Below are 25,827 nucleotides of genomic sequence, written 5' to 3'. Positions count from 1 at the left end.
AGGAAAACTCACCTATCCCATGAGCCGTGACCTGCCCCCCCTGAATGCCCTGCGGGCCTTCGAAGCCACCGCCCGGCTTAACAGCGTCAGCCAGGCTGCCGAACAACTGCATGTCACCCATGGCGCGGTGAGCCGGCAGTTGAAAGTGCTGGAGGAACACCTGGGCCTGAGCCTGTTCGTCAAGGATGGACGTGGCATTAAACTCACAGATGCCGGGGTTCGGCTGCGCGATGCCAGCAGCGAGGCCTTCGAGCGGCTGCGGGACGTCTGCGGCGAGCTGACCCGGGGCAGCGCCGACGCGCCGTTCGTCCTGGGTTGCTCCGGCAGCCTGCTGGCGCGCTGGCTGATTCCGCGTCTGGGGCGCCTGAATGCCGACCTGCCGGACCTGCGCCTGCACCTCTCCGCCGGTGAAGGGGACCTGGACCCCCGGCGCCCGGGGCTGGATGCCCTGCTGGTGTTTGCCGAGCCGCCGTGGCCGGCGGACATGCAGGTCTATGAGCTGGCCTGCGAGCGCATCGGGCCGGTGCTCAGCCCGCGCTATGCCGGTTACTCGCGGTTGCGCACGGCGCCGGCCACGGCCCTTGGCGCGGAGTCGCTGCTGCACACCACGTCGCGTCCCCAGGCCTGGCCCAGCTGGGCTCGACATAACGGCATCGCCGCCGAGGCGCTGAAGTACGGGCAGGGGTTCGAGCATCTGTATTACTTGCTGGAAGCGGCGGTGGCCGGGCTGGGCGTGGCAATCGCGCCGGAGCCGTTGGTGGCCGAGGACTTGCTGGCGGGCAGGCTGGTTGCCCCGTGGGGGTTTTCCGACACCCCGGGGCAACTGGCACTGTGGTTACCCAAGCGCGCCGCGGATGGGCGCGCCCGACAGTTGGCGCAGTGGTTGAAAAACGAACTGCGCCAGCCGGTTTAGTTGCCGCGCTTGCACAGCAGGTAGGCGGCCAGCAGGCCGATGGCCCCGACCGCGACACCGGCGGTCGCCCACGGGTGTTCCTGGGCGTAGTCGCGGGTGGCGATACCGGTTTCCCGGGTTTTCACTTTGACTTCTTCATAGGCATCGCTGATCAGGCTGCGGGAATGCTTGAGGGCATTCTCGGCGTTGCTCTTGAGGGCCTTGAGGGTCTTGCGCGATTCGTCGGTCGCATCGTCCTTGAGGCTTTCCAGGGATTTGAGCAGGCTTTCGATCTCGGCTTCCATACTTTCCAGTGAGGCTTTGCGTAACGAGGTGTTGGCCATGTCGGCTCTCCTGCAGGGTAGTGAACGGACTCTGTAGGTTCCGACTGCGGCCTGTTCGGAAAGTGCAGAAAATCTGAACTAGCCGTGAGCAATGGCGCCCCAAGTAATAAGAAAAATCACTGCTAGGCTGTATTTCACAGCAAAAAAGGAGAGCGCCATGACTGATCATCACACCTACAAGAAAGTCGAACTGGTGGGTTCGTCGCCGAACAGCATCGAAGAGGCAATCAATAACGCGCTGGCCGAGGCGCATAAAAGCATCAAGCACCTGGAGTGGTTCGAAGTGACCGAAACCCGGGGCCATATCAAGGACGGCAAGGCCGCGCATTTTCAGGTCACCCTCAAGGTCGGCTTCCGGATTGCCAATAGTTAAAAGCTTGAGCTAGGCTCTGGAACTTGTGCGCTGGCCGAGTGCCATAGGAAATGGCAAAGCGCTACAACTGTCTTGAGCCTCTGTCAGGCTGGCGTCAACGCCGCCTCTTTTGATCCGACCAGGGAATGCGACCGATGAAAAAACTAGTATTAGCAGCTGCTTTGTTGAGTCTTGCGGGAACAGCCCTTGCCGCCGGCAAGCCGTGCGAGGAACTGAAAAGCGAGATCGCCGCGAAGATCGACGCCAAGGGCGCCAAGCATTATTCGCTGGAAGTGGTCGACAAAGGCGCGGCGGCGGATGGCAAAGTGGTTGGCACCTGCGAAGCGGGTTCCAAGGAGATTGTCTACAAGCGCGGTTGAACCCCTGTAGATGTTCGATAAAAAGCCGACGCCTGGGCGTCGGCTTTTTTATGCCTGTCAATTTAGCCTTGCATCACCTGTGACAGCAGCTCGTAGGAGTGCAGCCGATCGGCGTGCTCGTACAGATCGCAGGTGAAGATCAGCTCATCGGCGCCGGTCTGTTCGATCAGGACTTCGAGCTTGGCGCGGATTTTCGCCGGGCTGCCGATCATCGCCAGGCCGAGGAAACTCGACACCGCTTCCTTCTCGTGGGGCAGCCACAGGCCGTCCATGCTGGTCACCGGCTTGCGCTGTACCAGGCTCTGGCCGCGCATCAGCGCCAGGATCCGCTGGTACACCGAGGTCGCCAGGTAGTCGGCCTGTTCATCGCTATCGGCCGCCACCAGCGGCACCCCCAGCATCACATAGGGCTTGTCGAGCACTGCCGAAGGCTCGAAGTGATTGCGATAGACGCGAATCGCCTCATGCAGGTAGCGCGGTGCGAAATGCGAGGCGAAGGCGTAGGGCAAACCCCGTTCCCCGGCCAATTGCGCACTGAACAGGCTGGAGCCCAGCAGCCACACCGGGACGTTGGTCCCGCTGCCCGGCATCGCGATCACCCGTTGTTCCGGGGTCCGTGGGCCGAGATAGGACATCAGTTCCGCCACGTCCTCGGGGAAGTCGTCGGCGCTGCCGGAGCGCTCCCGACGCAGGGCCCGGGCGGTCATCTGGTCGGAACCCGGCGCCCGGCCCAGGCCGAGGTCGATGCGTCCCGGGTACAGGCTTTCCAGGGTGCCGAACTGTTCGGCGATCACCAGCGGCGCATGGTTGGGCAGCATCACCCCGCCGGAGCCGACGCGAATGGTCGAGGTGCCACCGGCCAGATAGCCGATCAGTACCGAGGTGGCGGAGCTGGCGATACCGTCCATGTTGTGGTGCTCGGCGACCCAGAAGCGCGTGTAGCCGAGCTTTTCCACGTGTTGCGCCAGGTCCAGGGAGTTGCGCAGAGACTGCGCCGGGCTGCCGTCTTCACGCACGGGCACCAGGTCGAGGGTCGAGAATTTAACAGCGGACAGCGGTTTCATAAGCCTGCTTCTCCTTGAGGGTGCGCAGGCCTTTGTCATGAGCCAAAACCTGCCGAAATCTGTAAGTCAGATCTATGCAATGTGGGCATATACCCGAGATTCAATAGTCAGAGTGAATTTGTCGGGTAAAGAGCGCCGCTGCACACCGGCTGAACTTTGCCGTCAGATCTATCCTCAGAACCCTTAGGCAACAGAAACCAGCGTGGTGCGAGCTTTCGCATCGGTTCTTGAGGAGAAAGAGATGAGTATCAAAAAGAAAGCCTCGGCGCATTGGGAAGGTGATCTGAAAACCGGCATCGGCTCGATCTCGACCGAAACCGGGGTATTGCGCGAGGCGCCCTACGGCTTCAAGGCCCGTTTCGAGGGCGGCAAGGGCACCAATCCGGAGGAGTTGATCGGTGCCGCCCATGCGGGGTGCTTCTCCATGGCCTTTTCGATGATTCTCGGCGAGGCCGGGCTCAAGGCGGACAGCATCGACACCCAGGCCGAAGTGACCCTGGATCAGGTCGACGGCGGCTTCGCCATCACAGCGGTGCACCTGATCCTCAAGGCGAAGATCCCCGGCGCCAGCCAGCAGCAGTTCACCGAACTGAGCAACAAGGCCAAGGAAGGGTGTCCGGTGTCCAAGGTGCTCAATGCCAAGATCAGCCTGGACGCGACGCTGCTGGGCTGATGGTTTTGCTGGCAAGTCGGCTCCTGCAGCGGTCTGCGGGAACCGGCTTGCCGGCAAAGGCGTCTGTGCGACGCACAAGCACCTGTGGTCGAATACGCGACGGCGGCTTCAGTGCACCCTCGTGCGCGCCGCAGCAAGGGAGCTTTAGATCATGAAACGTTTTGCCTTGGCGGTTGCAAGTTGCGCGCTGGCCACATCGGCCCTCGCCGCCCCCAAGCCTTGTGATGAACTCAAGGCCGAGATCGAAGCCAAGATCCAGGCTCAGGGCGTGCCTTCCTACACCCTGGAAATCGTCACCAACGACGAAGTCCACGACAACAACATGGTGGTCGGCAGCTGTGAGAACGGCACCAAGAAGATCATCTACCAGAAGAACGATCGCTGAGCCGCGTCAGGGCACGCAGTTGATCATCCGCTCCTCGGCCACGATCTCGCCCTGGGCGTTGTACAGCCGGGCGCTGGGGGTGAAGGCCAGGTTGCGCGCCTCCAGGCGATAGCGCTGGCCGGCCTGGAAATGGTCGTAGCGCAGGCTCAGGTAGCACAGGCGCTCCTGGGGGTCGTTGTTCATGCCCATGCCGCCGCTGAACACTTCGAAATCGAAGCGCACCATCAATTCGTGGCTGCCGGGGCTGACCTGGAAGTAGCGACCGTCCCTCAGGCGCTGGTTGTCCAGGCGCTCGGCCATGACCAGCTTGCCACCCGGGGTCGGCGTGGCCAGGTCGATCCAGGCCTGCTGGGGATCGACGTTGGGCAAGGGGCTGGAGCAGGCGCCGAGGGCGGCGAGGCTGAGGGCGAGCAGTAAGTGGCGCATGACAGTGGCCGATTGAGCGTGGGGAATCCGAGCATAACGCTGATCAGCGACCTTGGCAGCCCTCTGCTCGTGTTGCGGGCCTTTGCGCTGGCGTCACGGGTGCCTGGCGCAGCGTCGGGCTGGCGAGATAGTCTTGCCGGCAGATTTTCTGTGGATGATGCACATTGAACAGGCCGCCTTCATGCCATCGGATACGTGATGCCGTTTCGCGTGTCCTGCTGCCGATCCTGGTGCTTGGCCTGCTCAGCGGCTGCAGCAGCCTGGGTTACTACGGCCAACTGGCCAGCGGCCAGTTGCAACTGTTGCGGGCGCGCACCCCGGTGGCCGAGGTGCTGGCAGATCCCGCCCGTGACCCGACCCTGCGGGCCCACCTGGCCCAGTCGCAAAAGGCCCGGGACTTTGCCAGCCGGCACCTGCACCTGCCGGACAACCGCAGCTACCGGCTGTATGTCGACATCGGCCGGCCCTATGTGGTGTGGAATGTGTTCGCCACGCCGGAGTTCTCCCTGAGCCCGCAGACCCACTGCTTTCCCATTGCCGGTTGCGTGGCCTATCGCGGCTATTACAGCCAGGGCGCGGCTCGCGGCGAGGCAGCGCTGCAGCGGCAACAGGGCATGGACGTGGCGATTGGCGGGGTGGAGGCCTATTCGACCCTGGGCTGGTTCGATGACCCGATCATCAGCTCGATGATGCACTGGGGCGATGAACGCCTGGCGACCCTGATCTTCCATGAGCTGGCGCATCAGCGCGTCTATGTGAAGGACGACACCCAGTTCAACGAATCCTTCGCCACCTTCGTCGAGCAGGAAGGCACCCGGCAATGGCGGGCCTATCGCGGGCTGGCGCCCCAGGACAATACCGACGTGCGTCAGCGCGATCAGTTCATCCAACTGTTGCTGGACACCCGCCAGCGCCTGGAGCGCCTGTATGCCCTGCCCTTGCCCGCCGAGCAGATGCGCCAGCGCAAGGCGCAGGCCTTCGAGACGTTGCGCCGGGATTACCGGCAGATGCGCGACAGTCAGTGGGCCGGTTCCAAGCGCTATGACGCCTGGATCGACCAGCCGCTGAACAACGCCCGCTTGCTGCCTTTCGGCCTGTACGACCAGTGGGTGCCGGCGTTTGCCGGGTTGTTCAAGCAGGTGAACGGGGATTGGCCGGCTTTCTTTCGCGCCGTGGAAACGCTGGGGCACTTGCCGGCCGAGCAGCGCAAGGCCGCTTTAGTGCGGCTGCAAGACACTGCACCCGCTTCGTAGGAACCAGGGCGAATACCTTGTGGCGAGGGAGCTTGCTCCCGCTGGACTGCGGAGCAGTCCCATTTCTAGGACCGCTGCGCGCGCCAGCGGAAGCAAGCTCTTACAGCGCTGTCCTTAACTGATCGGCATTAACCCTGGGAGCGCAAAAATGCCTGATGCAGCTCGGCCAGCGTCTCGAAGTGATAGGCCGGCGCCTCGGCGCTCAACTCCTCGCGGCTGCCAAAGCCATAGCCCACCGCCGCCGCGTCCAGGCCGTTGCGCTTGGCACCAATCAGGTCGTGCTTGCGGTCGCCGATCATCAGGGTCGTGGCCGGGTCCAGCTGTTCCTGTTCCAGCACGTGGGCGATCAGATCCACCTTGTCAGTGCGGGTGCCGTCCAGTTCGCTGCCGTAGATCACCTTGAAGTGGTGGGCGAAGTCGAAGTGGCGGGCGATTTCTCGGGCGAAGACCCAGGGCTTGGAGGTCGCGATGTACAGCTGGCGCCCTTGCCCGCCGAGGGTTTCAAGCAGCGGCGTGACGCCGTCGAAGACGCGGTTCTCGTACAGGCCGGTGACCTTGAAGCGTTCGCGATAGAAGTTCAGCGCCTCCCAGGCCCGGGCCTCGTCGAAACCGTAGAACTGCATGAAGGCCTGCAACAGCGGCGGGCCGATGAAATGCTCCAGGCGGGTCAGGTCCGGTTCGTCGATACCCAACTGGCCCAGGGCGAACTGGATCGAGCGGGTAATGCCTTCGCGCGGGTCGGTCAGGGTGCCGTCGAGGTCGAACAGGACGGTTTGGTAATGCATGGCGGTTCCTCGGCAGTCAGTAGCGGATCAGGGCCGGTCGTAGCCTTCGGCCAGGTGCAGGTCCTTGAGTTTCACGTAGTTGCCGGCGCTGTAGGTGAAGAACGCCCGTTCCTTGTCGGTCAGCGGGCGCGCCTGCTTCACCGGGCTGCCGACATACAGGAAGCCGCTTTCCAGGCGCTTGCCCGGTGGCACCAGGCTGCCGGCGCCGACGATCACCTCGTCTTCCACCACCGCGCCGTCCATGACGATGCTGCCCATGCCGATCAGTACCCGGCTGCCGATGCTGCAGCCGTGGAGCATGACTTTGTGGGCGATGGTCACGTCGTCGCCGATCAGCAGCGGGAAGCCGTCGGGGTTGAAGGGGCCGGCGTGGGTGATGTGCAGCACGCTGGCGTCCTGCACGCTGGTGCGCGCGCCGATGCGGATGCGGTGCATGTCGCCGCGGATCACCGTCAGTGGCCAGACCGAGCTGTCGGCGCCGATTTCCACATCGCCGATGACCACGGCCGAGTGGTCGACAAAGGCCCGTTCGCCCAGGCTCGGGGTGTGGTTCTGATAGCTGCGAATGGCCAAGTGCGAATGCCTCTCTGAGATTTATTAATGGGGGCTATAGCTGCGGTGGCCGCTCATTGTAATTAAGATGGTGCTACGTTTCCCTGCATGTTTCTTCCAGCCAAGGTGCCCACCGTGAGTGTGAACAACCCTCTTCTGCAGCCCTACGACCTGCCGCCGTTCTCGGCGATCCGCGCCGAGCATGTGCAACCGGCCATCGAACAGATCCTGGCTGACAACCGCGCCGCCATCGCTGAAATCCTCAAGACCCAAGCCACCCAGCCCACCTGGGCCGGGCTGGTATTGGCCATGGACGAGCTCAATGATCGCCTGAGCGCGGCCTGGAGCCCGGTCAGCCACCTCAACGCGGTGTGCAACAGCGCCGAACTGCGTGAAGCCTACGAGGCCTGCCTGCCGGCCTTGAGCGCCTACTCCACGGAAATGGGCCAGAACCGCGAGCTGTTCCAGGCTTTCGACGCCCTGGCCAAGAGCCCCGAAGCCGCCGGTTTCGACGTGGCGCAGAAGACCATCCTCGAGCACTCCCTGCGGGACTTCCGCCTGTCGGGCATCGACCTGCCGCCGGAGCAGCAGCAGCGCTACGCGCAGGTGCAGAGCAAGCTGTCCGAGCTGGCCAGCCGTTTCTCCAACCAGTTGCTGGACGCCACCCAGGCCTGGACCAAGCACATTACCGACGAAGCGGCCCTGGCCGGCCTGACCGATTCGGCCAAGGCGCAGATGGCCGCCGCGGCCCAGGCCAAGGGCCTGGACGGCTGGCTGATCACCCTGGAATTCCCCAGCTACTACGCGGTGATGACCTACGCCCAGGACCGTGCCCTGCGTGAAGAGGTCTATGCCGCCTACTGCACCCGGGCGTCGGACCAAGGCCCTAACGCCGGTCAGCACGACAACGGCCCGGTGATGGAAGAGATCCTCGACCTGCGTCAGGAATTGGCCAAGCTCCTGGGCTTTGCCAGCTTTTCCGAACTCAGCCTGGCCACCAAGATGGCCGAGTCCAGCGATCAGGTGCTGAGCTTCCTGCGGGACCTGGCCAAGCGCAGCAAACCCTTTGCCGCTCAGGACCTGGAGCAGCTGCGGGCCTATGCCGCCGAACAGGGTTGCCCCGACCTGCAAAGCTGGGACAGCGGTTTCTATGGCGAGAAGCTGCGCGAGCAGCGTTACAGCGTGTCCCAGGAAGCCCTGCGCGCCTACTTCCCCATCGACAAGGTCCTTGGCGGCCTGTTCGCCATCGTCCAGCGCCTATACGGCATCGAGATCGCCGAGCAGCAAGGTTTCGACAGCTGGCACCCGGACGTGCGCCTGTTCGAGATCAAGGAAAACGGCCAGCACGTCGGTCGCTTCTTCTTCGACCTCTACGCCCGCTCCAACAAGCGCGGCGGTGCCTGGATGGACGGCGCCCGTGACCGTCGCCGCACCGTGGGCGGCGTATTGCAGAGCCCGGTGGCCAACCTGGTGTGCAACTTCACCCCGGCCGACAGCGGCAAGCCTGCACTCCTGACCCACGACGAAGTCACCACCCTGTTCCACGAATTCGGCCATGGTCTGCACCACCTGCTGACCCGGGTCGAGCATGCCGGGGTTTCCGGCATCAATGGCGTGGCCTGGGACGCGGTGGAACTGCCGAGCCAGTTCATGGAGAACTGGTGCTGGGAGCCCGAAGGCCTGGCGCTGATCTCCGGTCACTATGAAACCGGCGAGCCGCTGCCCCAGGACCTGCTGCAGAAGATGCTGGCGGCGAAGAACTTCCAGTCCGGGCTGATGATGGTGCGCCAGCTGGAATTCTCGCTGTTCGACTTCGAACTGCATGCCACCCACGGCGACGGCCGCAGCGTGCTGCAAGTGCTGGAAACCGTGCGTGACGAAGTCTCGGTGATGCGTCCGCCGGCCTACAACCGCTTCCCCAACAGCTTCGCCCACATCTTCGCCGGTGGTTACGCAGCGGGTTACTACAGCTACAAATGGGCGGAAGTGCTGTCGGCCGATGCCTTCTCCAGGTTCGAGGAAGAGGGTGTGCTCAACCCGGCCACCGGGCGCGCCTTTCGCGAGGCGATCCTGGCCCGTGGCGGTTCCCAGGAGCCGATGGTGCTGTTCGTCGACTTCCGCGGACGGGCGCCGTCGATTGACGCACTCTTGCGCCATAGCGGCCTCAGCGAGGACGCGGCAGCATGAGTGACGCACCCGTGAAGACCAAGAAACGCTTTATCGCCGGGGCGGTGTGCCCGGCGTGCAGTGAGCAGGACAAGCTGATGATGTGGAGCGAGGACGACGTGCCCCATCGCGAGTGCGTGGCCTGTGGCTATGCCGACACCCTCAACGCCCAGGGGCTGTCGGTGCCCAAGGAACTGGGAACCCGGGTCAACCACGCGGCCCCCAAGGCCGCCGATACCAAGGTGCAATCGGTGCAGTTTTTCCCCAACCCCAAGTTGAAGAAAAAAACCGACTGACCAGGCAAGAAAAAGCCGGCTCCCTCGCAGGAGCCGGCTTGCCGGCGAAGCAATTCGCCACCCCCTTCCCTCACCACCTGCGCTTTCGCGAGCAAGCTCGTTCCTACAGAGGGGGCGGTGCTTAGTGGCTCAGCGGCTTGGTCGCGCCCACCGTCTCGAACCAGCTCTTCACCGAACAGGTGGCGAACACGCTGGTGCTGCAGTCGCCATTGGCCAGCGCGGTGCGCAACTTGTCGACATCGGCCTGCATCATGTAGCGAATGCCGTCCTTGAAGTGGGAACTGTCGCCAAATCCGCCTTGAGTCATTTCATTCAGGGCTTCCTCTTTGCTCCAACCCTGGACCACCACCCGGTACATGGCCGACATCAGGCCGGTGCGGTCCGAGCCATGTTTGCAGTGCATCAGCACCGGGCCCTGGGCTTCGGCGCTCTGGATGGCGCGCAGGGCCTTGAGCACGTCGGCGTCATCCACATGGTTGGTGCGGTAGGGCAACTGCACCTGATTGATGCCCGGACTCGACAGCCAGCTGGAGTCGGACTCCGGAAGGAAGTTGATCACGGTCCCGACCTTGAGTTTTTCCAGCAGGGGCACCGCGCCCTTGTCCGGCAGGGCGCTGCGGTACAGGGTCGGCGACATCTGATACAGGTTGTATTGCTTCTCCACCGGCTGCGCCCATTGCTCCGGGCGATTGGCGGAAGTATCGGCGGCCCGGGCCTGTGGCCCGGCGATCAGTGCCAGCAGCGACAGACAAAGTGCAGCAATGAATCGGGTTCTGGACATGTGAGGGTCACTGAATGAGGGCATTGAATGTCATCCAGTGTCCGCCACGCTCGGTCAAAGCCCTGTGAGCCGGCCGTCAAAGAAATGTGAAGCGGATGGGCCATATCCGGCTGCCTGCGATCTTTTTCGCCTGAAACGATTCATCCAGATGCTTAGCCTGCTACCATTTGTAACCAAAGTTTGCTGATGTGTTCATCCACCGGGCCTGGCCCGGCTTTTTGCGTTGCCCAAACATAAAGTCGCGCCATGACGCGGCTGACCAATCCATCAATGCCTGATGAGGTGCACCGATGTCCGATCAAGATCGAGACAACCCGCGGCGTGAGTTCTTGCGTAAATCCCTGACCCTGATCCCCGTGGTCACTGTCGCCAGTACCGGCCTGGGCAGTTCCATGCTGGCGGCGGCTCCCGAAGCGGCGGCCCCAGCCAGGCCGGCGGCGCCGGGCAAGCTGCCCACGGGCAGCCCGAGCTATGAACCGAGCTACTTCAGCGCCGAAGAGTGGGCCTTCATCAAGGCCGCAGTGGAACGCCTGATTCCCGCCGACGACATGGGCCCGGGTGCCCTGGAAGCCGGGGTGCCGGAGTACATCGACCGGCAAATGAACACCCCCTACGCCGCCGGTGCCCTGTGGTACATGCAAGGCCCGTTCAAGGCCGACGCCGCGCCGGAGATGGGCTGGCAGAGCAAGCTGGTGCCCAAGGACATCTATCGCCTGGGCATTGCCGCCGTGGATGCATGGTGCAAAGACCTCAAGGGTCAAGTTTTTGCCGCGCAAGACAGCGCTACCCGAGACGCTTTGCTCAAGCAGCTGGAAGCCGGAACCCCGCAGTTCGAGGCGGTCCCGGCCAAGCTTTTCTTCAATCTGCTGTTGCAGAACACCAAGGAAGGCTTCTTCAGCGACCCGATCCATGGCGGCAATAAAGGCCTGGTGGGCTGGACCCTGATCGGCTTTCCCGGCGCACGCGCCGATTTCATGGACTGGGTGGAACGCAACGAACAGTACCCCTTCCCGGCAGTATCGATTCGCGGCGAGAGGGCTTGAACATGACCACAGTGATGAAGAAGGTCGACGCGGTGATCGTCGGTTTCGGCTGGACCGGCGCGATCATGGCCAAGGAGCTGACCGAGGCCGGGCTCAACGTGCTGGCGCTGGAGCGCGGGCCGATGCAGGACACCTACCCTGACGGCAGCTATCCCCAGGTGATCGACGAGCTCACCTACAGCGTGCGCAAGAAACTCTTCCAGGACATTTCCAAGGAGACGGTGACCATTCGCCACAGCGTCAACGAGGTGGCCCTGCCCAACCGGCAACTGGGCGCCTTTCTGCCGGGCAACGGCGTGGGCGGTGCCGGCCTGCACTGGTCCGGGGTGCACTTTCGGGTCGACCCCATCGAACTGCGCATGCGCAGTCACTACGAAGAGCGCTACGGCAAGAGCTTCATCCCCAAGGACATGACCATCCAGGACTTCGGTGTCAGCTATGAAGAGCTGGAGCCGTTCTTCGACTTCGCGGAAAAGGTCTTCGGCACCTCCGGCCAGGCCTGGACCGTGAAGGGCCAGCGGGTGGGCGAAGGCAAGGGCGGCAATCCCTATGCCCCGGATCGCTCGGACCACTTCCCGCTGGAGTCGCAGAAGAACACCTATTCCGCACAGCTGTTTCAGAAAGCCGCCAGTGAGGTGGGCTACAAACCCTACAACCTGCCGTCGGCCAATACCTCGGGACCCTACACCAACCCCTATGGTGCGCAGATGGGGCCGTGCAACTTCTGCGGTTTCTGCAGCGGCTACGTCTGCTACATGTATTCCAAGGCCTCGCCCAACGTGAACATTCTGCCGGCCCTCAAGCCGCTGCCGAATTTCGAGTTGCGCCCCAATTCCCACGTGCTCAAGGTCAACCTCGACAGCAGCAAGACCCGCGCCACCGGCGTCACCTATGTCGACGGCCAGGGCCGGGAGATCGAGCAGCCGGCGGACCTGGTGATCCTCGGCGCCTTCCAGTTGCACAACGTGCGGCTGATGCTGCTGTCGGGCATCGGCAAGCCCTACGACCCGATCAGCGGCGAAGGCGTGGTGGGCAGGAACTTCGCCTACCAGAACATGGCCACCATCAAGGCCTACTTCGACAAGGACGTGCACACCAACAACTTCATCGGCGCCGGCGGCAACGGCGTGGCGGTGGACGACTTCAACGCCGACAACTTCGACCACGGCCCGCACGGCTTCGTCGGCGGCTCGCCGATGTGGGTCAACCAGGCCGGCAGCCGGCCGATTGCCGGCACCTCGAACCCGCCGGGCACTCCGGCCTGGGGCAGTGCCTGGAAGAAAGCCACCGCCGACTACTACACCCACCAGGTGTCGATGGACGCCCACGGCGCGCATCAGTCCTACCGTGGCAACTACCTGGATCTGGACCCGGTGTACCGCGATGCCTACGGCTTGCCGCTGCTGCGGATGACCTTCGACTGGCAGGAAAACGACATCAAGATGAACCGTTTCATGGTCGAGAAGATGGGCAAGATCGCCGAGGCGATGAACCCCAAGGCCATTGCCCGGCTGGGCAAGCAGGTGGGTGAGCGCTTCAACACCGCGTCCTACCAGACCACCCACCTGAACGGTGGCGCGATCATGGGCACCGATCCCAAGACCAGCGCCCTGAACCGCTACTTGCAGAGCTGGGACGTGCACAACGTCTTCGTTCCCGGGGCTTCGGCCTTCCCCCAGGGCCTGGGCTACAACCCCACCGGCCTGGTGGCGGCGCTGACCTACTGGTCGGCCCGGGCGATCCGCGAGCAGTACCTGAAGAACCCCGGCCCGCTGGTGCAGGCATAAGGAGCGATGACCATGAAAGCACTCGTTATCGCCACCCTGGCCCTGCTGGGCAGCGCCTCGGTCGGCGCCGCCGAAGCGGATCAGCAGGCCCTGGTGCAACAGGGCGAATACCTGGCCCGCGCCGGAGACTGCGTGGCCTGCCACACCGCCAAGGACGGCAAACCGTTCGCCGGCGGGCTACCGATGGAAACCCCCATCGGCGTGATCTATTCCACCAACATCACCCCGGACAAGACCGGCATCGGCGACTACAGCTTCGAGGACTTCGACCAGGCCGTGCGCCATGGCGTGGCCAAGGGCGGCAGTACCCTGTACCCGGCCATGCCCTTCCCGTCCTATGCCCGGGTCAGCGACGCCGACATGCAGGCGCTCTACGCCTACTTCATGAAGGGCGTGGCGCCGGTGGCCAGGGACAATCAGGACAGCGACATTCCCTGGCCCCTGAGCATGCGCTGGCCGTTGTCGATCTGGCGCTGGATGTTCGCCCCCAGTGTGGAAACCCCTGCACTGGCGACCGGCAGCGACCCGGTGATCAGTCGCGGCGCCTACCTGGTGGAAGGCCTGGGCCACTGCGGCGCCTGCCATACACCACGGGCCCTGACCATGCAGGAGAAGGCCTTGAGCGCCAGCGACGGCAGTGCTTTCCTCTCCGGCAGCGCACCGCTGGAAGGCTGGATCGCCAAGAACCTGCGGGGCGATCACCAGGACGGCCTGGGCAGCTGGAGCGAAGAGCAGTTGGTGCAGTTCCTCAAGACCGGTCGCAGTGATCGCAGCGCGGTGTTCGGCGGCATGAGCGATGTGGTGGTGCACAGCATGCAGTACCTGAGCGAGGCCGACCTGACGGCGATTGCCCGCTACCTCAAGTCACTGCCGGCCAAGGACCCCAAGGACCTGCCGCACACGTATGACCAGCAGGTGGCCCAAGCCCTGTGGAACGGTGACGACAGCAAGCCCGGCGCGGCGGTGTACATCGACAACTGCGCGGCCTGCCACCGTACCGACGGCCATGGCTACACCCGGGTGTTCCCGGCGTTGGCGGGCAACCCGGTGCTGCAGTCGGCGGATGCCACCTCGCTGATCCACATCGTGCTCAAGGGCGGCACCTTGCCAGCCACCCACAGCGCGCCGTCGACCTTCACCATGCCGCCCTTCGCCTGGCGCCTGTCGGACCAGGAGGTGGCCGACGTGGTCAACTTCATCCGCAGCAGTTGGGGCAATCAGGCTTCGTCGGTCAAGCCCGGGGACGTGGCGGCGCTGCGCAAGGGCGACCTGCAGAGCAGGTCCAACGACGATTTGGGGCCCTTCACTCGTCACTAGCGTCAAGGCCGGCGCCCGCTGCGGGCGTCGGTCCGGCGCTGGCTGTTGCGCCCTGGGTGAAGCGCTGGATGCCCAAGCGGCTTTGCAGCTGATAGCCGGCGATGCAGTCCGCCAGCCCGGCGTTCATCAGGTCTTCCCAGCTTGCCGGGAGCAGGCCGATGCCATCGTGGTGGGGGCTCCAGCGCACTTCGGCGAACTTCGGGTCCGCTTCATCGAAGGGTTGCTGGACGCTCACCGCGGCCTTTTCGATGTCCTGGGTGCACAGCTCGAATTCGCAGGCCAGGCCCCAGAGCTGGCCATCGGGCGCCCTGACGATGATCAGGTCGGCGCCTTGTTCGTAGCTGGGGAGGTAGGCATCTGCCGCGTAGAAGATCTTTTCCAGCGTGCCGGGCGTCCTGGGCATGTTTGCGCTCCTGTTGTTTGAGCCTGCCTTATACCCTAACGCCACAAACCTGTAGGAGCCGGCTTGCCGGCGAAGGTGCGTTAAGGCCTGCGTCGCGCGGGGGTAGGTTTGCTTGCGGGGGTGTTTCGGTCCGGCGGTGCTGGTCAGATAAATCCGACTCCATTACTGTATGCGCATACAGTAATGGAGCGCTCCCATGATCACCCCCCTGCCTCCCCGTGGTCGCGGCACCGCGAGCAATCCGCACAACCGTTTCGCGCCCAAGCGTTCGGTGGCCGAGGACGACGGCTGGTATCAGGAGGTGCCGCTGACCCAGGGCACCGAGGTGCGTTTTGAAACGGCCAAGTCGATCATCACCCGCAACAGTTCGCCGGACCTGCCCTTCGACCGTTCGATCAATCCCTATCGCGGTTGCGAGCATGGCTGCATCTACTGCTACGCGCGGCCCAGCCACGCTTACTGGGACATGTCGCCGGGGCTGGACTTTGAAACCAAGCTGATCGCCAAGAGCAACGCTGCCGCCCTGCTGGAGCAGCAGTTGTCCAGGCCCGGCTATCGCTGCGCCCCGATCAACCTGGGGTCCAACACCGATCCCTATCAGCCCATCGAGCGCGAGCAGCAACTGACCCGGCGCACCCTGGAGGTGCTGCTGCGCTACCGGCACCCGGTGACCATCGTCACCAAGGGCTCGCTGATCCTGCGCGACCTGGACCTGCTGGCCGAGCTGGCCCGGCAGCGGCTGGTGGCGGTGATGATCAGCCTGACCACCCTGGACGATGAGTTGAAGCGCATTCTCGAACCCCGGGCGGCGGCGCCCAAGGCGCGATTGCGGGCAATCCGGGTGATGCGTGAAGCAGGCATTCCGGTCGGGGTGCTGTGTTCGCCGATGATCCCGATGATCAACGACAGCGAGCTGGAAAGCCTGCTCAACGAGGCCCATGCCGCCGGGGCGCAGAGCGCCGCCTACATGATGCTGCGCCTGCCCCTGGAGGTGGCGCCGCTGTTCGAGGAATGGCTGGCAGCGCATTACCCGCAACGGGCTGCCCATGTGCTCAGCCTGATCCGCCAGAGCCGCGGCGGCGAGCTGTATGACAGTCGCTTTGGCAGCCGCATGCGCGGCGAGGGACCCTTCGCCGACCTGCTGGCCCAGCGTTTTGCCAAGGCTCTCAGGCGTCTGGGGCTCAACCGCCGCGAGGGGTTCGATCTCGACTGCTCGGCCTTCTGTCCGCCCGGCGGACAGATGTCGTTGCTCTGAGCGGCATTGGCCTATCTTGAGGGGTGGGCGGCGTTGGCCGAGGGCCGCCGGTCACCTTTTGCTATCGCCAATAGTGGCGTTCTAGAGCCTTGCATTCAGTTTGAGTTAAGTTTTTGTGGCTACTTTGTTCATCGAGTGACCCATTGGTCGCGTTCGGCGGCTCGGTTGTTTTTTAATCGATTGCTGGCGTCGTGCCGGATAATTCTGGAAAATTCACCAAATCCGACAGAGAGGCTGAATCATGAGTGACAAGGATAAACAGCCGTTGGCTGCGTCGGCTCCCGCACCCACCGAGGTTGCCGAAACCGCCGATGCAGCGCTGCAGCATATCGTTGACGGCTTTTTGCATTTTCATCATGAAGTCTTCCCGCAGCAGGAAGAGTTGTTCAAGAAACTGGCCACGGCCCAGCGGCCACGGGCGATGTTCATTGCCTGTGCCGATTCGCGCATCGTTCCCGAACTCATCACCCAAAGCTCCCCGGGCGACCTGTTCGTGACCCGCAACGTGGGTAACGTGGTGCCGCCTTACGGGCAGATGAACGGTGGTGTGTCCACGGCGATCGAGTACGCGGTGCTGGCCCTGGGGGTGCATCACATCATCGTCTGCGGGCATTCGGACTGCGGCGCCATGCGTGCGGTGCTCAATCCCCAGAGCCTGGAGAAGATGCCCACGGTCAAGGCCTGGCTGCGCCATGCCGAAGTGGCGCGGACCATGGTCCACGAAAACTGCGATTGCGCCGACGAGTCGTCCAGCATGCATGTGCTGACCGAAGAGAACGTCATCGCCCAGTTGCAGCACCTGCGCACCCACCCTTCCGTGGCCTCGCGCATGGCCAACGGCCAGTTGTTCATCCATGGCTGGGTCTACGACATCGAAACCAGCTCGATCAAGGCCTACGACGCGGACAAGGGTTGCTTCCTGCCGCTCGATGGCAGCCATCCGATCCCAGTGGCGACGCCCAAAGCGCGCTTCTGAATCCCCCTAAATCCCCCTGAGTGGTTGTAGCCAGGGCTGCCGTTTGGCAGCCCGGCTTTGCCACGCCTGAAGAAAATGTCGGGAGATGCGTCATGCGTGCAGCACAGCTGAAAAATGTCCTGCCCCGGGAGCTGCTGGCTTCGGTGGTGGTGTTCCTGGTGGCCCTGCCCCTGTGCATGGGGATTGCCATCGCTTCCGGTCTGCCACCGGCCAAGGGGCTGATTACCGGGATCATCGGTGGCCTGGTGGTGGGCTGGCTGGCGGGCTCGCCGTTGCAGGTCAGCGGCCCGGCCGCCGGGCTGGCGGTGCTGGTGTTCGAACTGGTGCGCCAGCACGGCGTGGCCATGCTCGGGCCGATCCTGCTGTTGGCCGGGTTGCTGCAATTGCTCGCCGGGCGCCTGCGTCTGGGCTGCTGGTTCAGGGTCACGGCGCCGGCGGTGGTCTACGGCATGCTGGCGGGCATCGGGGTGTTGATTGTGTTGTCCCAGGTGCATGTGATGTTCGATGCCGCGCCCCTGGCTTCGGGGCTGGACAACCTCCTCGGCTTGCCCCGGACCCTGGCCCAGGCCTTGCCGAGCCTGGGCTGGCAGGCCGGCCTGCTGGGGCTGTCGACCATGGCGCTGATGTGGGGCTGGGACCGGTGGCGGCCCCGGGCACTGCGGTTCATTCCCGGTGCCTTGTTGGGGGTGGGACTGACGACCCTGGCCAGCCTGCTCCTGGCCCTGGAAGTGAAGCGGGTCGAGGTGCCTGCCAACCTGGCCGAGGCCATCGACTGGCTGCGCCCTGCCGACCTGCTCGATCTGGCGGACCCGACCCTGCTGGTGGCGGCCTTCGCCGTGGCCTTCATCGCCAGTGCCGAAACCCTGCTCTCGGCGGCGGCCGTGGATCGCATGCACAGCGGGGTGCGTTCGGATTTCGACCGGGAACTCTCGGCCCAGGGCGTGGGCAACATGCTCTGCGGCCTGCTGGGCGCCCTGCCGATGACCGGGGTCATCGTGCGCAGCTCGGCCAACGTCCAGGCCGGGGCCCAGACCCGTTTCTCGACGGTGTTCCATGGTCTGTGGCTGCTGGCTTTCGTGTTGCTGCTGTCCAGTGTGCTGCAGAGCATTCCGGTGGCGAGCCTGGCCGGGGTGCTGGTCTATACCGGCTGCAAGCTGGTGGACCTGAAGGCCTTTCGCGGCCTGGGGCGTTACGGGCGCATGCCGATGTTCACCTACGCGCTGACGGCCCTGGCGATTGTCTTCAGTGATCTGCTGACCGGGGTGCTGATCGGCTTTGCCCTGACTCTGGCCAAGCTGGCGTTCAAGGCTGCGCGCCTGAAGATCAGCCTGATCGGGCTGGAGCGCGAGGGCGAGCTGGAGTTGCGCCTGGTGGGCGCGGCGACCTTTCTCAAGGTCCCGGCCCTGACGCGGGTGCTGGCGACGATTGCACCGGGCAGCACCGTGCATGTGCCGCTCAATCACCTGAGCTATATCGATCACGCCTGTCTGGAGTTGCTGGAGGAATGGGCACGGGCCAACAGCGCCAGGGGCTCGAAGCTGTTGATCGAGGCGCGGGGTTTGCGGCGGCGTCTGGAGGGGCGGCTGAGCCCGGCCGGTGTCGTGGGCGCGGTGCCGGTACGCAGTTGAGTCGGCGAGGAGGTTGGCCCCTTCGCCACAAGGCCCGGAGCGAGCCTTGCTGGCGAGGAGTGGGGTCAGGCGGCGGGCTGGTCCAGTTCCAGTTCCACGCCCAGCTGGCGCGACAGGCAGGGCCAGCGCTTCCAGGCGGCCTCGGTGTCCGGGCTGTTGAGTGTGTCGCGGTAGGCTTCCACCGATTCCAGGGCGAAGCTCTCTTCGTTGAGCATGGCGTCGACGGCGTGGTGCACCGCTTCATCCAGCTGGTTGGCGAAGGTTTCGCCGATCAGTTGGTGGGCGATGAGGTTGGCGACCGTCATGTCCAGGGGGATCAGCGGACGGCCGAAATGCTTGATGTACAGGTCGTTGACTTCCTCCACCAGGCGCAGGGCCAGGTAGGCTTCGTCCAGCAGGCTGTCGAGGCCGACGTGGCCGTCCATGATGGCCGGCGGCTGGAGGAAGAATTGCTCGGCGATCTTCAGTACCGGCTTGATCTGCGACTCGATGCCGGCTTCGCGGGCCACCGCGTTGGCGGCGTCCAGCAGGTCCGGAACCTGGTCGATGTAGGCGCTGACGAAACGGGTCAGGACGCCCTTGGCGTCGACTTCGGGCAGCTGGATGGAGGGGTGCAGGTGAGGCAGTTGCGTTTCCAGCTGACGGGTCAGAAGGCCCGTGCTGGCTTCGTGTTGCTGGGCCAGCTGGATCTGCTCGCGCAATGCGACGGTGTTCATGAAAACTCCAGGGACAAGGACATGAATAGGGAGCACATAAGTTAGCGTGCTTACAAAAGCGGTTAAGACGCATTTGTCATAATTATTTCATGCTTAGTCATCGCGGTTATATCGTGGTGTGCGCCCCTGCTCCCGACCCCTTTCGCGCCGTGGCCTGCAAAGGCCTTTTCCGGCGTTTCAGGTGATTTTCGCCAGCGCGTTGCGAGGTGAGAGTCGCTGTCTATACTCGCCAAGGAATGAAGTTAGCTGATGACGCTCGACTGCAAACGCAGCGAGGCCCCGGCCGGTTTAAGTTCGTAGTCTAGGCAGCCGCTCCCTTGCCGCAGGTGTTGAGCCTCCGGGATAACAAGAACGATAAGGGGAACCCGCAATGATGCGACATCCACATGTCTGGATGGGCCTCCTGTTGTGGTCGGTATTCAGCCAGGCGCAAGCCGCCTGGACGGTGAATATGACGCCTGGGGCGACCGAGATAAGCCACGCGGTATTCGACCTGCACATGACCATCTTCTGGATCTGTGTGGTGATCGGGCTGATCGTCTTCGGCGCGATGTTCTGGTCGATGATCGTGCACCGTCGCTCCACCGGCCAGGTCCCGGCCCGCTTCCACGAAAGCACCACGGTGGAAATCCTCTGGACCATCATTCCCTTCCTGATCCTGGTGGCCATGGCCGTGCCTGCCACGGCAACGCTGATCAAGATGTACGACACCAGCGAGCCGGACGTGGACATCCAGATCACCGGCTACCAGTGGAAGTGGCACTACAAGTACCTGGGCCAGGATGTGGAGTTCTTCAGCAACCTGGCCACTCCCGCCGAGCAGATCCACAACAAGACCGCCAAGGGCGAGCACTACCTGTTGGAAGTCGACCAGCCGCTGGTGCTGCCGGTGGGGGCCAAGGTGCGCTTCCTGGTGACCGCCGCCGATGTCATTCACTCCTGGTGGGTGCCGGCCTTCGCGGTCAAGCGTGACGCCATCCCCGGCTTCGTCAACGAGGCCTGGACCCGGGTCGACAAGCCCGGAATCTACCGCGGCCAGTGCGCCGAGCTGTGCGGCAAGGACCACGGCTTCATGCCGATCGTGGTCGAGGTCAAGAGTCAGGCCGACTACGACACCTGGCTCGGCGAACGCAAGGCCGAGGCGGCCAAGCTCAAGGAGCTGACCAGCAAGGAATGGACCCTGGACGAGCTGGTGGCCCGTGGCGACAAGGTCTACCACACCACCTGCGTCGCCTGTCACCAGGCCGAGGGCCAGGGCCTGCCACCGATGTTCCCGGCGCTCAAGGGCTCGAAGATCGCCACCGGTCCCAAGGAGGCTCACCTGAGCCTGGTGTTCCACGGCAAGCCGGGCACCGCCATGGCGGCGTTCGGCAAGCAGCTCTCGGAAGTCGACATCGCCGCCGTGGTCACCTACGAACGCAACGCCTGGGGCAACAACAAGGGCGACATGGTGACGCCCAAGGATGTCCTGGCGCTGAAACAGGCGGAAAGCAAATGAGCCGGTTCATCGAGTATTTGCGCAAGCGGTCGCGGCACGTCGCTGCCGATCATCCCGTCCATTCGCTCGCAGGAGACAGGACATGAGTGCTGTGATCGATGACCACGGCCACGCCGGCCATGATGACCACGCCCATGGTCCCGCCAAGGGCCTGATGCGCTGGGTACTGACCACCAACCACAAGGACATCGGCACCCTGTACCTGTGGTTCAGCTTCTGCATGTTCCTCCTCGGCGGCTCGTTCGCCATGGTGATCCGCGCCGAACTGTTCCAGCCCGGGCTGCAGATCGTCGAGCCGGCGTTCTTCAACCAGATGACCACCATGCACGGCCTGGTGATGGTCTTCGGTGCGGTGATGCCGGCCTTCGTCGGCCTGGCCAACTGGATGATCCCGCTGATGATCGGTGCCCCGGACATGGCCCTGCCGCGGATGAACAACTTCAGCTTCTGGTTGTTGCCGGCGGCCTTCCTGCTGCTGGTCTCGACCCTGTTCATGCCCGGTGGCGGGCCGAACTTCGGCTGGACCTTCTACGCCCCGCTGTCCACCACCTACGCCCCGGAAAGCGTGACCTTCTTCATCTTCGCCATTCACCTGATGGGCATCAGCTCGATCATGGGCGCGATCAACGTGATCGCCACCATCCTCAACCTGCGTGCCCCGGGCATGACCCTGATGAAGATGCCGCTGTTCGTCTGGACCTGGCTGATCACCGCCTTCCTGCTGATTGCGGTGATGCCGGTGCTGGCCGGTTGCGTGACCATGATGCTGATGGACATCCACTTCGGCACCAGCTTCTTCAGTGCCGCCGGCGGCGGCGACCCGGTCTTGTTCCAGCACGTGTTCTGGTTCTTCGGCCACCCCGAGGTGTACATCATGATCCTGCCGGCCTTCGGCGCGGTCAGCTCGATCATCCCGACCTTCAGCCGCAAGCCGCTGTTCGGCTACACCTCGATGGTCTATGCCACCGGGGCGATCGCCTTCCTGTCGTTCATCGTCTGGGCGCACCACATGTTCGTGGTCGGCATCCCCCTGGTGGGCGAACTGTTCTTCATGTACGCCACCCTGCTGATCGCCGTGCCCACCGGGGTCAAGGTGTTCAACTGGGTGAGCACCATGTGGCAGGGCGCGCTGACCTTCGAGACGCCGATGCTGTTCGCCGTGGCCTTCGTCATCCTGTTCACCATCGGCGGTTTTTCCGGGCTGATGCTGGCCATCGCCCCGGCGGACTTCCAGTACCAGGACACCTACTTCGTGGTGGCGCACTTCCACTACGTGTTGGTGCCGGGAGCGATCTTCGGGATCTTCGCCTCGGCCTATTACTGGCTGCCCAAGTGGACCGGGCACATGTACGACGAAACCCTGGGCAAGCTGCACTTCTGGCTGTCCTTCGTCGGCATGAACATGGCGTTCTTCCCCATGCACTTCGTCGGGCTGGCGGGCATGCCGCGGCGGATTCCGGACTACAACCTGCAGTTCGCCGACTTCAACATGGTGTCCTCCATCGGCGCCTTCACTTTCGGCGCCACGCAGATCTTCTTCCTGTTCATCGTCATCAAGTGCATTCGCGGTGGCAAACCGGCCCCGGCCAAGCCGTGGGAAGGCGCCGAGGGCCTGGAGTGGAGCATCCCTTCGCCGGCGCCCTACCACACCTTTGTCACCCCGCCGGAAGTGAAATGAACAGCCGTGTTGTAGGAGCGAGCTTGCTCGCGAAGGCGCCAGAGGGTGGTGCCCGGTTCGCCGGCAAGCCGGCTCCTACAGGTTCGGGAGGAGGTTGAGATGGCCGAGATCTCGCTGAAGAAACTGGTGACCCGCCTGTTGCTGGTGGTGACGGCGATGTTCGTCTTCGGTTTTGCCCTGGTGCCGATCTACGACGTGATGTGCAAGGCCCTGGGGATCAATGGCAAGACCGGCGGGCAGTACGCGGACCAGAGGCAGCAGGTGGATGAGTCGCGCCAGGTGCGGGTGCAGTTCCTGTCCACCAACGCCATCGACATGGTCTGGGATTTCTATCCCAAGGCCGATGACATCGTGGTCCATCCGGGGGCGGTGAACGAGATGATCTTCATCGCCCGCAACCCCAGTGATCATCCGATGAGCGCTCAGGCCATCCCGAGCATTTCCCCCAGCAGCGCGGCCATGTACTTCCACAAGACCGAGTGCTTCTGCTTTACCCAGCAGGTGCTGCAGCCCGGGGAGAAGATCGAGATGCCGGTGCGTTTCATCGTTGACCGCGACATGCCCAAGGATGTGAAGCACCTGACGCTGGCTTACACGCTGTTCGATATCACCGCGCGTCATCCACCGGTGGCGGCGGCCGCCAAGACCGGTGGATAGACGATCTGGCGTGCCCGATAAGGAGAACGACCCATGGCGACTCATGAGCACTATTACGTTCCGGCCCAGAGCAAGTGGCCGATCATCGCGACGGTGGGCATGTTCGTCACCGTGTTCGGCCTGGCGACCTGGTTCAACGATCTGAAGGCGGCGCGCCCGGAATCCCATGGGCCACTGATCTTTTTCGTTGGCGGCCTGCTGCTGGCCTACATGCTGTTCGGCTGGTTCGGCGCGGTGGTCAAGGAGAGTCGCGCCGGGCTGTACAGCGCCCAGCTCGATCGCTCGTTCCGCTGGGGCATGAGCTGGTTCATCTTTTCCGAAGTGATGTTCTTCATGGCCTTCTTCGGTGCGCTGTTCTATGTGCGGCACCTGTCCGGGCCCTGGCTCGGTGGTGAGGGGCACAAGGGCATCGCCCATATGCTCTGGCCGAACTTCGAGTTCGTCTGGCCGCTGCTCAACAACCCCGATCCGAAACTCTTTCCACCGCCCAAATCCACCATCAGCCCCTGGGGCCTGCCGCTGCTCAACACCGTGCTGCTGGTCAGTTCCAGCGTCACCGTGACCATCGCCCACCATGCCCTGAAGAAAGGCCATCGCGGTGCACTGAAAATCTGGCTGGCGCTGACCGTGCTGCTGGGCTGCGCCTTCCTCGGTTTCCAGGCCGAGGAATACATCCACGCCTATCACGAACTGGGGCTGACCCTGGGCTCGGGGATCTACGGCGCGACCTTCTTCATGCTCACCGGGTTCCACGGGGCCCACGTGACCATCGGCACCTTGATCCTGTTCGTAATGCTGATGCGCATCATGCGCGGGCATTTCGACGCCGAGCATCAGTTCGGCTTCGAGGCGGCCAGTTGGTACTGGCACTTCGTCGACGTGGTGTGGATCGGCTTGTTCGTCTTCGTCTACGTGCTCTGAGGCGCTGTTCAGGAGTTGCTGCGCCCTACCAGGGCGCGTGAGAAACCAGCTGGCCGCTGAAGAAACCCCAGGCGATCAAGCCCAGGGTGATCGCGGCCAGGCACACCCGAACACTCAGGGCGGTCACCAGGCGCTTGGATTGGCTGTCGTCCTTGACCAGAAAGAACAGGCCGCTGAACAGGCTGATCACCGTGGCAATCAGCATCAGGACGATGGCTGCTTTGAGCATGCTGGGACTCCGGGGGGAACGCGATGTACAGCAGTATAGCGAGTGGATTTCTCAAGCTTGCGGGCCGGTCATGAAAGGCTTCCGGCCCGGCGTCGTGCCGACCCTGGTGGTGCTGTTGCTGCTGCCGGTGCTGGTTTACCTGGGCTTCTGGCAACTGGGGCGCGGCGAGCAGAAGCGCCAGCTGCTGGCCAGTTACGCCGAGCGCCGTGTGGCCCCGCCGGTGCCGCTGCTGGAGTTGCTGGGCGCCGAGGATCCGGCCTTTCGCCGCCTGCGCCTGTACGGCCATTTCGATGCCGAGCACAGCCTGCTGCTGGACAACCGCCTGCACGACGGCCAGGCCGGGGTCGAGTTGCTGCAACCCTTCCTCGACCAGACCAGCGGGCGCTGGCTGCTGGTCAATCGGGGCTGGCTGCCCTGGCCCGACCGGCGCACGCCACCGGTCTTCAACACCCCGGAGCAGAGCCTGAGCCTGGATGCCTGGGTCTACGTTTCTCCGGGAGCGGTGTTCCAACTGCATGCCGACCCGGCCGCTGCGCGCTGGCCGCGGCTGATCACCGCCGTGGCTCCGGAGGCGCTCTGGGCCGAGCTGGATCGCAGTGGCTTCAACCACGAGGTGCGCCAGGAGTCCGGTCCGGGCGCCTACCTGACGGCTTGGCCGGTGGTGGCCATGGGACCGGAAAAACACCAGGGCTACGCCGTGCAGTGGTTTGCCATGGCCCTGGCGCTGTTTGCCCTCTACCTCTATTTCGGTTGGCACAACGCACGGGAGAAACGCCATGGGAACGGCCATGAATCCACCCAACATCTCTGAAGCTCCAGCAGCCAACCGGCGCCGCGGCCGCTGGCAGCTGATCCTGATCCTGCTGATGGTGATCGGTCCGATGATCCTGGCCACCGGCATGTACAAGCTGCAGTTTTGGGTGCCGGAAAGCCGCAGTTATCACGGCGAGCTGATCGGCAACGGCCAGACCCGCGCGCAGATCGGCGTGCAGTCCGAGGAGGATCGCTGGCAGATCCTGGTCACCGCGCCCAAGGCCTGCGAGGCGGACTGCCAGCAACTGGTGTACCTGGCGCGGCAGATCCAGGTGGCCCTGGGGCGCGACGCTTCCCGGGCCAGCCATGCCCTGGCCAGTGCCCAGCCGCTGAGTGCCGAGTACGCCGCCAGGCTGCAGCGTGAATACCCGCAGCTGCAACGCTATCCCCTGGACCTGGCGACCTTCGCCAAGGGGGTTCACGACCCGGAGGCGCCGCAGCTGTGGATAGTCGATCCCCACAGCAACCTGGTGCTGCGTTATGACGCTCGGGTCAACGGCAAGGACCTGCTCAACGACCTGCGCCATCTGCTGAAACTGTCGAACATCGGATAAGGG

Annotated in this window: 29 protein-coding genes; 20 read left to right on the top strand and 9 right to left on the bottom strand. The window is 63.8% G+C overall.

What is annotated here, in order from left to right:
• The first annotated feature begins 19 nt into the window (after positions 1-19).
• Complete coding sequence (locus ACMGG8_RS03480) at positions 20-913, top strand: LysR family transcriptional regulator (RefSeq protein ID WP_060836846.1); 894 nt, start codon at positions 20-22, stop codon at positions 911-913.
• On the opposite strand, the gene ACMGG8_RS03475 is transcribed toward ACMGG8_RS03480, so the two are convergent.
• Positions 910-1,236 (bottom strand): DUF883 family protein, encoded by a 327-nt coding sequence (locus ACMGG8_RS03475; RefSeq protein ID WP_016965135.1) that lies wholly within the window; start codon positions 1,234-1,236, stop codon positions 910-912. The two genes, ACMGG8_RS03480 and ACMGG8_RS03475, sit on opposite strands and share 4 nt — an antisense overlap.
• 157 nt (positions 1,237-1,393) lie before the next feature.
• Here ACMGG8_RS03475 and ACMGG8_RS03470 point away from each other — a divergent pair, with 157 nt between their 5' ends.
• Positions 1,394-1,609, top strand: a complete 216-nt coding sequence (locus ACMGG8_RS03470) for a dodecin (protein ID WP_016965134.1) — start codon at positions 1,394-1,396, stop codon at positions 1,607-1,609.
• 134 nt (positions 1,610-1,743) lie between these two features.
• On the top strand, positions 1,744-1,968 hold the full coding sequence (locus ACMGG8_RS03465; protein WP_060836847.1) for a DUF1161 domain-containing protein: 225 nt from the start codon (positions 1,744-1,746) through the stop codon (positions 1,966-1,968).
• 62 nt (positions 1,969-2,030) lie between these two features.
• Here ACMGG8_RS03465 and ACMGG8_RS03460 read toward each other — a convergent pair whose 3' ends face one another.
• On the bottom strand, positions 2,031-3,032 hold the full coding sequence (locus ACMGG8_RS03460) for an LLM class flavin-dependent oxidoreductase (RefSeq protein ID WP_060836848.1): 1,002 nt from the start codon (positions 3,030-3,032) through the stop codon (positions 2,031-2,033).
• A gap of 241 nt (positions 3,033-3,273) precedes the next feature.
• On the opposite strand from ACMGG8_RS03460, the gene ACMGG8_RS03455 reads away from it, so the two are divergent.
• Together ACMGG8_RS03455 and ACMGG8_RS03450 are read left to right on the top strand one after the other, a co-directional pair.
• The gene (locus ACMGG8_RS03455; protein ID WP_060836849.1) at positions 3,274-3,705 is read left to right on the top strand and encodes an OsmC family protein; all 432 of its coding nucleotides are present in this window, start codon (positions 3,274-3,276) and stop codon (positions 3,703-3,705) included.
• A 151-nt stretch (positions 3,706-3,856) separates the two neighbouring features.
• The gene (locus ACMGG8_RS03450; protein WP_060836850.1) at positions 3,857-4,090 is read left to right on the top strand and encodes a DUF1161 domain-containing protein; all 234 of its coding nucleotides are present in this window, start codon (positions 3,857-3,859) and stop codon (positions 4,088-4,090) included.
• A 6-nt stretch (positions 4,091-4,096) separates the two neighbouring features.
• Here the strand turns inward: ACMGG8_RS03450 and ACMGG8_RS03445 are convergent, their stop codons facing one another.
• Positions 4,097-4,516 (bottom strand): hypothetical protein, encoded by a 420-nt coding sequence (locus tag ACMGG8_RS03445; RefSeq protein WP_060836851.1) that lies wholly within the window; start codon positions 4,514-4,516, stop codon positions 4,097-4,099.
• A 164-nt stretch (positions 4,517-4,680) separates the two neighbouring features.
• On the opposite strand from ACMGG8_RS03445, the gene ACMGG8_RS03440 reads away from it, so the two are divergent.
• Positions 4,681-5,769, top strand: coding sequence for an aminopeptidase (locus tag ACMGG8_RS03440; RefSeq protein ID WP_414159174.1), 1,089 nt, complete (start codon positions 4,681-4,683; stop codon positions 5,767-5,769).
• 128 nt (positions 5,770-5,897) lie between these two features.
• Here ACMGG8_RS03440 and ACMGG8_RS03435 read toward each other — a convergent pair whose 3' ends face one another.
• Complete coding sequence (locus ACMGG8_RS03435) at positions 5,898-6,554, bottom strand: HAD family hydrolase (protein WP_414159173.1); 657 nt, start codon at positions 6,552-6,554, stop codon at positions 5,898-5,900.
• 27 nt (positions 6,555-6,581) lie between these two features.
• Positions 6,582-7,127, bottom strand: a complete 546-nt coding sequence (locus ACMGG8_RS03430) for a gamma carbonic anhydrase family protein (RefSeq protein WP_235759320.1) — start codon at positions 7,125-7,127, stop codon at positions 6,582-6,584.
• Positions 7,128-7,241: 114 nt separating this feature from the next.
• On the opposite strand from ACMGG8_RS03430, the gene prlC reads away from it, so the two are divergent.
• The gene (gene prlC / locus ACMGG8_RS03425) at positions 7,242-9,293 is read left to right on the top strand and encodes an oligopeptidase A (protein ID WP_060841854.1); all 2,052 of its coding nucleotides are present in this window, start codon (positions 7,242-7,244) and stop codon (positions 9,291-9,293) included.
• Positions 9,290-9,568: a YheV family putative zinc ribbon protein gene (locus tag ACMGG8_RS03420; RefSeq protein ID WP_060836855.1), complete on the top strand. Its 279-nt coding sequence runs from the start codon at positions 9,290-9,292 to the stop codon at positions 9,566-9,568. The genes prlC and ACMGG8_RS03420 overlap by 4 nt, the downstream gene beginning before the upstream one ends.
• Before the next feature lie 121 nt (positions 9,569-9,689).
• Here ACMGG8_RS03420 and ACMGG8_RS03415 read toward each other — a convergent pair whose 3' ends face one another.
• Positions 9,690-10,349, bottom strand: a complete 660-nt coding sequence (locus tag ACMGG8_RS03415; protein ID WP_060836856.1) for a tyrosine-protein phosphatase — start codon at positions 10,347-10,349, stop codon at positions 9,690-9,692.
• Between the two features lie 290 nt (positions 10,350-10,639).
• On the opposite strand from ACMGG8_RS03415, the gene ACMGG8_RS03410 reads away from it, so the two are divergent.
• From ACMGG8_RS03410 to ACMGG8_RS03400, 3 genes are read left to right on the top strand one after another with little or no spacing between them, the layout of a single operon-like run.
• On the top strand, positions 10,640-11,392 hold the full coding sequence (locus tag ACMGG8_RS03410) for a gluconate 2-dehydrogenase subunit 3 family protein (protein WP_108544931.1): 753 nt from the start codon (positions 10,640-10,642) through the stop codon (positions 11,390-11,392).
• A 2-nt stretch (positions 11,393-11,394) separates the two neighbouring features.
• Positions 11,395-13,179: a GMC family oxidoreductase gene (locus ACMGG8_RS03405; protein WP_060836858.1), complete on the top strand. Its 1,785-nt coding sequence runs from the start codon at positions 11,395-11,397 to the stop codon at positions 13,177-13,179.
• Positions 13,180-13,191: 12 nt separating this feature from the next.
• Positions 13,192-14,496 (top strand): c-type cytochrome, encoded by a 1,305-nt coding sequence (locus ACMGG8_RS03400; RefSeq protein ID WP_060836859.1) that lies wholly within the window; start codon positions 13,192-13,194, stop codon positions 14,494-14,496.
• Here the strand turns inward: ACMGG8_RS03400 and ACMGG8_RS03395 are convergent.
• Complete coding sequence (locus ACMGG8_RS03395; RefSeq protein WP_414159172.1) at positions 14,483-14,899, bottom strand: hypothetical protein; 417 nt, start codon at positions 14,897-14,899, stop codon at positions 14,483-14,485. The two genes, ACMGG8_RS03400 and ACMGG8_RS03395, sit on opposite strands and share 14 nt — an antisense overlap.
• A 196-nt stretch (positions 14,900-15,095) precedes the next feature.
• Between ACMGG8_RS03395 and ACMGG8_RS03390 the strand changes: the two genes are divergently transcribed.
• The 3 genes from ACMGG8_RS03390 to ACMGG8_RS03380 all read left to right on the top strand — a co-directional run bounded on the left by ACMGG8_RS03390 (position 15,096) and on the right by ACMGG8_RS03380 (position 18,758).
• Positions 15,096-16,154 carry a PA0069 family radical SAM protein gene (locus tag ACMGG8_RS03390; RefSeq protein WP_060836860.1) on the top strand — a complete coding sequence of 353 codons (1,059 nt, stop codon included), beginning with the start codon at positions 15,096-15,098 and terminating at the stop codon, positions 16,152-16,154.
• Between the two features lie 241 nt (positions 16,155-16,395).
• Positions 16,396-17,130 (top strand): carbonic anhydrase, encoded by a 735-nt coding sequence (locus ACMGG8_RS03385; protein ID WP_011058446.1) that lies wholly within the window; start codon positions 16,396-16,398, stop codon positions 17,128-17,130.
• Between the two features lie 92 nt (positions 17,131-17,222).
• Positions 17,223-18,758 carry a SulP family inorganic anion transporter gene (locus tag ACMGG8_RS03380; RefSeq protein WP_060836861.1) on the top strand — a complete coding sequence of 512 codons (1,536 nt, stop codon included), beginning with the start codon at positions 17,223-17,225 and terminating at the stop codon, positions 18,756-18,758.
• A 65-nt stretch (positions 18,759-18,823) separates the two neighbouring features.
• Here ACMGG8_RS03380 and ACMGG8_RS03375 read toward each other — a convergent pair whose 3' ends face one another.
• Complete coding sequence (locus tag ACMGG8_RS03375; protein ID WP_103740832.1) at positions 18,824-19,474, bottom strand: hypothetical protein; 651 nt, start codon at positions 19,472-19,474, stop codon at positions 18,824-18,826.
• A gap of 370 nt (positions 19,475-19,844) precedes the next feature.
• Between ACMGG8_RS03375 and coxB the strand changes: the two genes are divergently transcribed.
• The 4 genes from coxB to ACMGG8_RS03355 all read left to right on the top strand — a co-directional run bounded on the left by coxB (position 19,845) and on the right by ACMGG8_RS03355 (position 24,228).
• Positions 19,845-20,972: a cytochrome c oxidase subunit II gene (gene coxB / locus ACMGG8_RS03370; RefSeq protein ID WP_060836863.1), complete on the top strand. Its 1,128-nt coding sequence runs from the start codon at positions 19,845-19,847 to the stop codon at positions 20,970-20,972.
• Between the two features lie 82 nt (positions 20,973-21,054).
• Complete coding sequence (gene ctaD / locus ACMGG8_RS03365; protein WP_060836864.1) at positions 21,055-22,650, top strand: cytochrome c oxidase subunit I; 1,596 nt, start codon at positions 21,055-21,057, stop codon at positions 22,648-22,650.
• Positions 22,651-22,749: 99 nt separating this feature from the next.
• A complete protein-coding gene (locus tag ACMGG8_RS03360; RefSeq protein WP_060842072.1) occupies positions 22,750-23,307 on the top strand; it encodes a cytochrome c oxidase assembly protein in 558 nt (185 codons plus the stop codon).
• 33 nt (positions 23,308-23,340) lie between these two features.
• Complete coding sequence (locus ACMGG8_RS03355; RefSeq protein WP_060836866.1) at positions 23,341-24,228, top strand: cytochrome c oxidase subunit 3; 888 nt, start codon at positions 23,341-23,343, stop codon at positions 24,226-24,228.
• Positions 24,229-24,253: 25 nt separating this feature from the next.
• On the opposite strand, the gene ACMGG8_RS03350 is transcribed toward ACMGG8_RS03355, so the two are convergent.
• Entirely contained in the window at positions 24,254-24,457 is a 204-nt protein-coding gene (locus ACMGG8_RS03350; protein ID WP_060836867.1) for a twin transmembrane helix small protein, read from the bottom strand.
• A 70-nt stretch (positions 24,458-24,527) separates the two neighbouring features.
• Here ACMGG8_RS03350 and ACMGG8_RS03345 point away from each other — a divergent pair, with 70 nt between their 5' ends.
• Both ACMGG8_RS03345 and ACMGG8_RS03340 read left to right on the top strand, forming a co-directional pair.
• On the top strand, positions 24,528-25,268 hold the full coding sequence (locus ACMGG8_RS03345) for an SURF1 family protein (RefSeq protein ID WP_414159171.1): 741 nt from the start codon (positions 24,528-24,530) through the stop codon (positions 25,266-25,268).
• The gene (locus ACMGG8_RS03340; RefSeq protein ID WP_060836868.1) at positions 25,234-25,824 is read left to right on the top strand and encodes a hypothetical protein; all 591 of its coding nucleotides are present in this window, start codon (positions 25,234-25,236) and stop codon (positions 25,822-25,824) included. The genes ACMGG8_RS03345 and ACMGG8_RS03340 overlap by 35 nt, the downstream gene beginning before the upstream one ends.
• Positions 25,825-25,827: the final 3 nt, after the last annotated feature.

Origin of the sequence: Pseudomonas sp. BNK-45 (assembly GCF_047456255.1) — a bacterium.
Taxonomy (GTDB): Bacteria; Pseudomonadota; Gammaproteobacteria; order Pseudomonadales; family Pseudomonadaceae; genus Aquipseudomonas.
The sequence above is the reverse complement of the archived record's forward strand: the minus strand, read 5'-3'. Positions and strand labels throughout refer to the sequence as shown.

Bases quoted from the DNA above. Each gene is read 5' to 3' on its own strand.
- ACMGG8_RS03410 (WP_108544931.1), top strand. From the start codon at position 10,640: ATGTCCGATCAAGATCGAGACAACCCGCGGCGTGAGTTCTTGCGTAAA.
- ACMGG8_RS03400 (WP_060836859.1), top strand. From the start codon at position 13,192: ATGAAAGCACTCGTTATCGCCACCCTGGCCCTGCTGGGCAGCGCCTCG.
- ACMGG8_RS03415 (WP_060836856.1), bottom strand. From the start codon at position 10,349: ATGTCCAGAACCCGATTCATTGCTGCACTTTGTCTGTCGCTGCTGGCA.
- ACMGG8_RS03475 (WP_016965135.1), bottom strand. From the start codon at position 1,236: ATGGCCAACACCTCGTTACGCAAAGCCTCACTGGAAAGTATGGAAGCC.
- ACMGG8_RS03395 (WP_414159172.1), bottom strand. From the start codon at position 14,899: ATGCCCAGGACGCCCGGCACGCTGGAAAAGATCTTCTACGCGGCAGAT.
- ACMGG8_RS03480 (WP_060836846.1), top strand. From the start codon at position 20: ATGAGCCGTGACCTGCCCCCCCTGAATGCCCTGCGGGCCTTCGAAGCC.
- coxB (WP_060836863.1), top strand. From the start codon at position 19,845: ATGATGCGACATCCACATGTCTGGATGGGCCTCCTGTTGTGGTCGGTA.
- ACMGG8_RS03360 (WP_060842072.1), top strand. From the start codon at position 22,750: ATGGCCGAGATCTCGCTGAAGAAACTGGTGACCCGCCTGTTGCTGGTG.
- ACMGG8_RS03355 (WP_060836866.1), top strand. From the start codon at position 23,341: ATGGCGACTCATGAGCACTATTACGTTCCGGCCCAGAGCAAGTGGCCG.
- ACMGG8_RS03420 (WP_060836855.1), top strand. From the start codon at position 9,290: ATGAGTGACGCACCCGTGAAGACCAAGAAACGCTTTATCGCCGGGGCG.
- ctaD (WP_060836864.1), top strand. From the start codon at position 21,055: ATGAGTGCTGTGATCGATGACCACGGCCACGCCGGCCATGATGACCAC.
- ACMGG8_RS03375 (WP_103740832.1), bottom strand. From the start codon at position 19,474: ATGAACACCGTCGCATTGCGCGAGCAGATCCAGCTGGCCCAGCAACAC.
- ACMGG8_RS03455 (WP_060836849.1), top strand. From the start codon at position 3,274: ATGAGTATCAAAAAGAAAGCCTCGGCGCATTGGGAAGGTGATCTGAAA.
- ACMGG8_RS03470 (WP_016965134.1), top strand. From the start codon at position 1,394: ATGACTGATCATCACACCTACAAGAAAGTCGAACTGGTGGGTTCGTCG.
- ACMGG8_RS03385 (WP_011058446.1), top strand. From the start codon at position 16,396: ATGAGTGACAAGGATAAACAGCCGTTGGCTGCGTCGGCTCCCGCACCC.
- ACMGG8_RS03405 (WP_060836858.1), top strand. From the start codon at position 11,395: ATGACCACAGTGATGAAGAAGGTCGACGCGGTGATCGTCGGTTTCGGC.
- ACMGG8_RS03390 (WP_060836860.1), top strand. From the start codon at position 15,096: ATGATCACCCCCCTGCCTCCCCGTGGTCGCGGCACCGCGAGCAATCCG.
- ACMGG8_RS03450 (WP_060836850.1), top strand. From the start codon at position 3,857: ATGAAACGTTTTGCCTTGGCGGTTGCAAGTTGCGCGCTGGCCACATCG.
- ACMGG8_RS03380 (WP_060836861.1), top strand. From the start codon at position 17,223: ATGCGTGCAGCACAGCTGAAAAATGTCCTGCCCCGGGAGCTGCTGGCT.
- ACMGG8_RS03460 (WP_060836848.1), bottom strand. From the start codon at position 3,032: ATGAAACCGCTGTCCGCTGTTAAATTCTCGACCCTCGACCTGGTGCCC.
- ACMGG8_RS03445 (WP_060836851.1), bottom strand. From the start codon at position 4,516: ATGCGCCACTTACTGCTCGCCCTCAGCCTCGCCGCCCTCGGCGCCTGC.
- ACMGG8_RS03345 (WP_414159171.1), top strand. From the start codon at position 24,528: ATGAAAGGCTTCCGGCCCGGCGTCGTGCCGACCCTGGTGGTGCTGTTG.
- ACMGG8_RS03435 (WP_414159173.1), bottom strand. From the start codon at position 6,554: ATGCATTACCAAACCGTCCTGTTCGACCTCGACGGCACCCTGACCGAC.
- ACMGG8_RS03350 (WP_060836867.1), bottom strand. From the start codon at position 24,457: ATGCTCAAAGCAGCCATCGTCCTGATGCTGATTGCCACGGTGATCAGC.
- ACMGG8_RS03465 (WP_060836847.1), top strand. From the start codon at position 1,744: ATGAAAAAACTAGTATTAGCAGCTGCTTTGTTGAGTCTTGCGGGAACA.
- ACMGG8_RS03340 (WP_060836868.1), top strand. From the start codon at position 25,234: ATGGGAACGGCCATGAATCCACCCAACATCTCTGAAGCTCCAGCAGCC.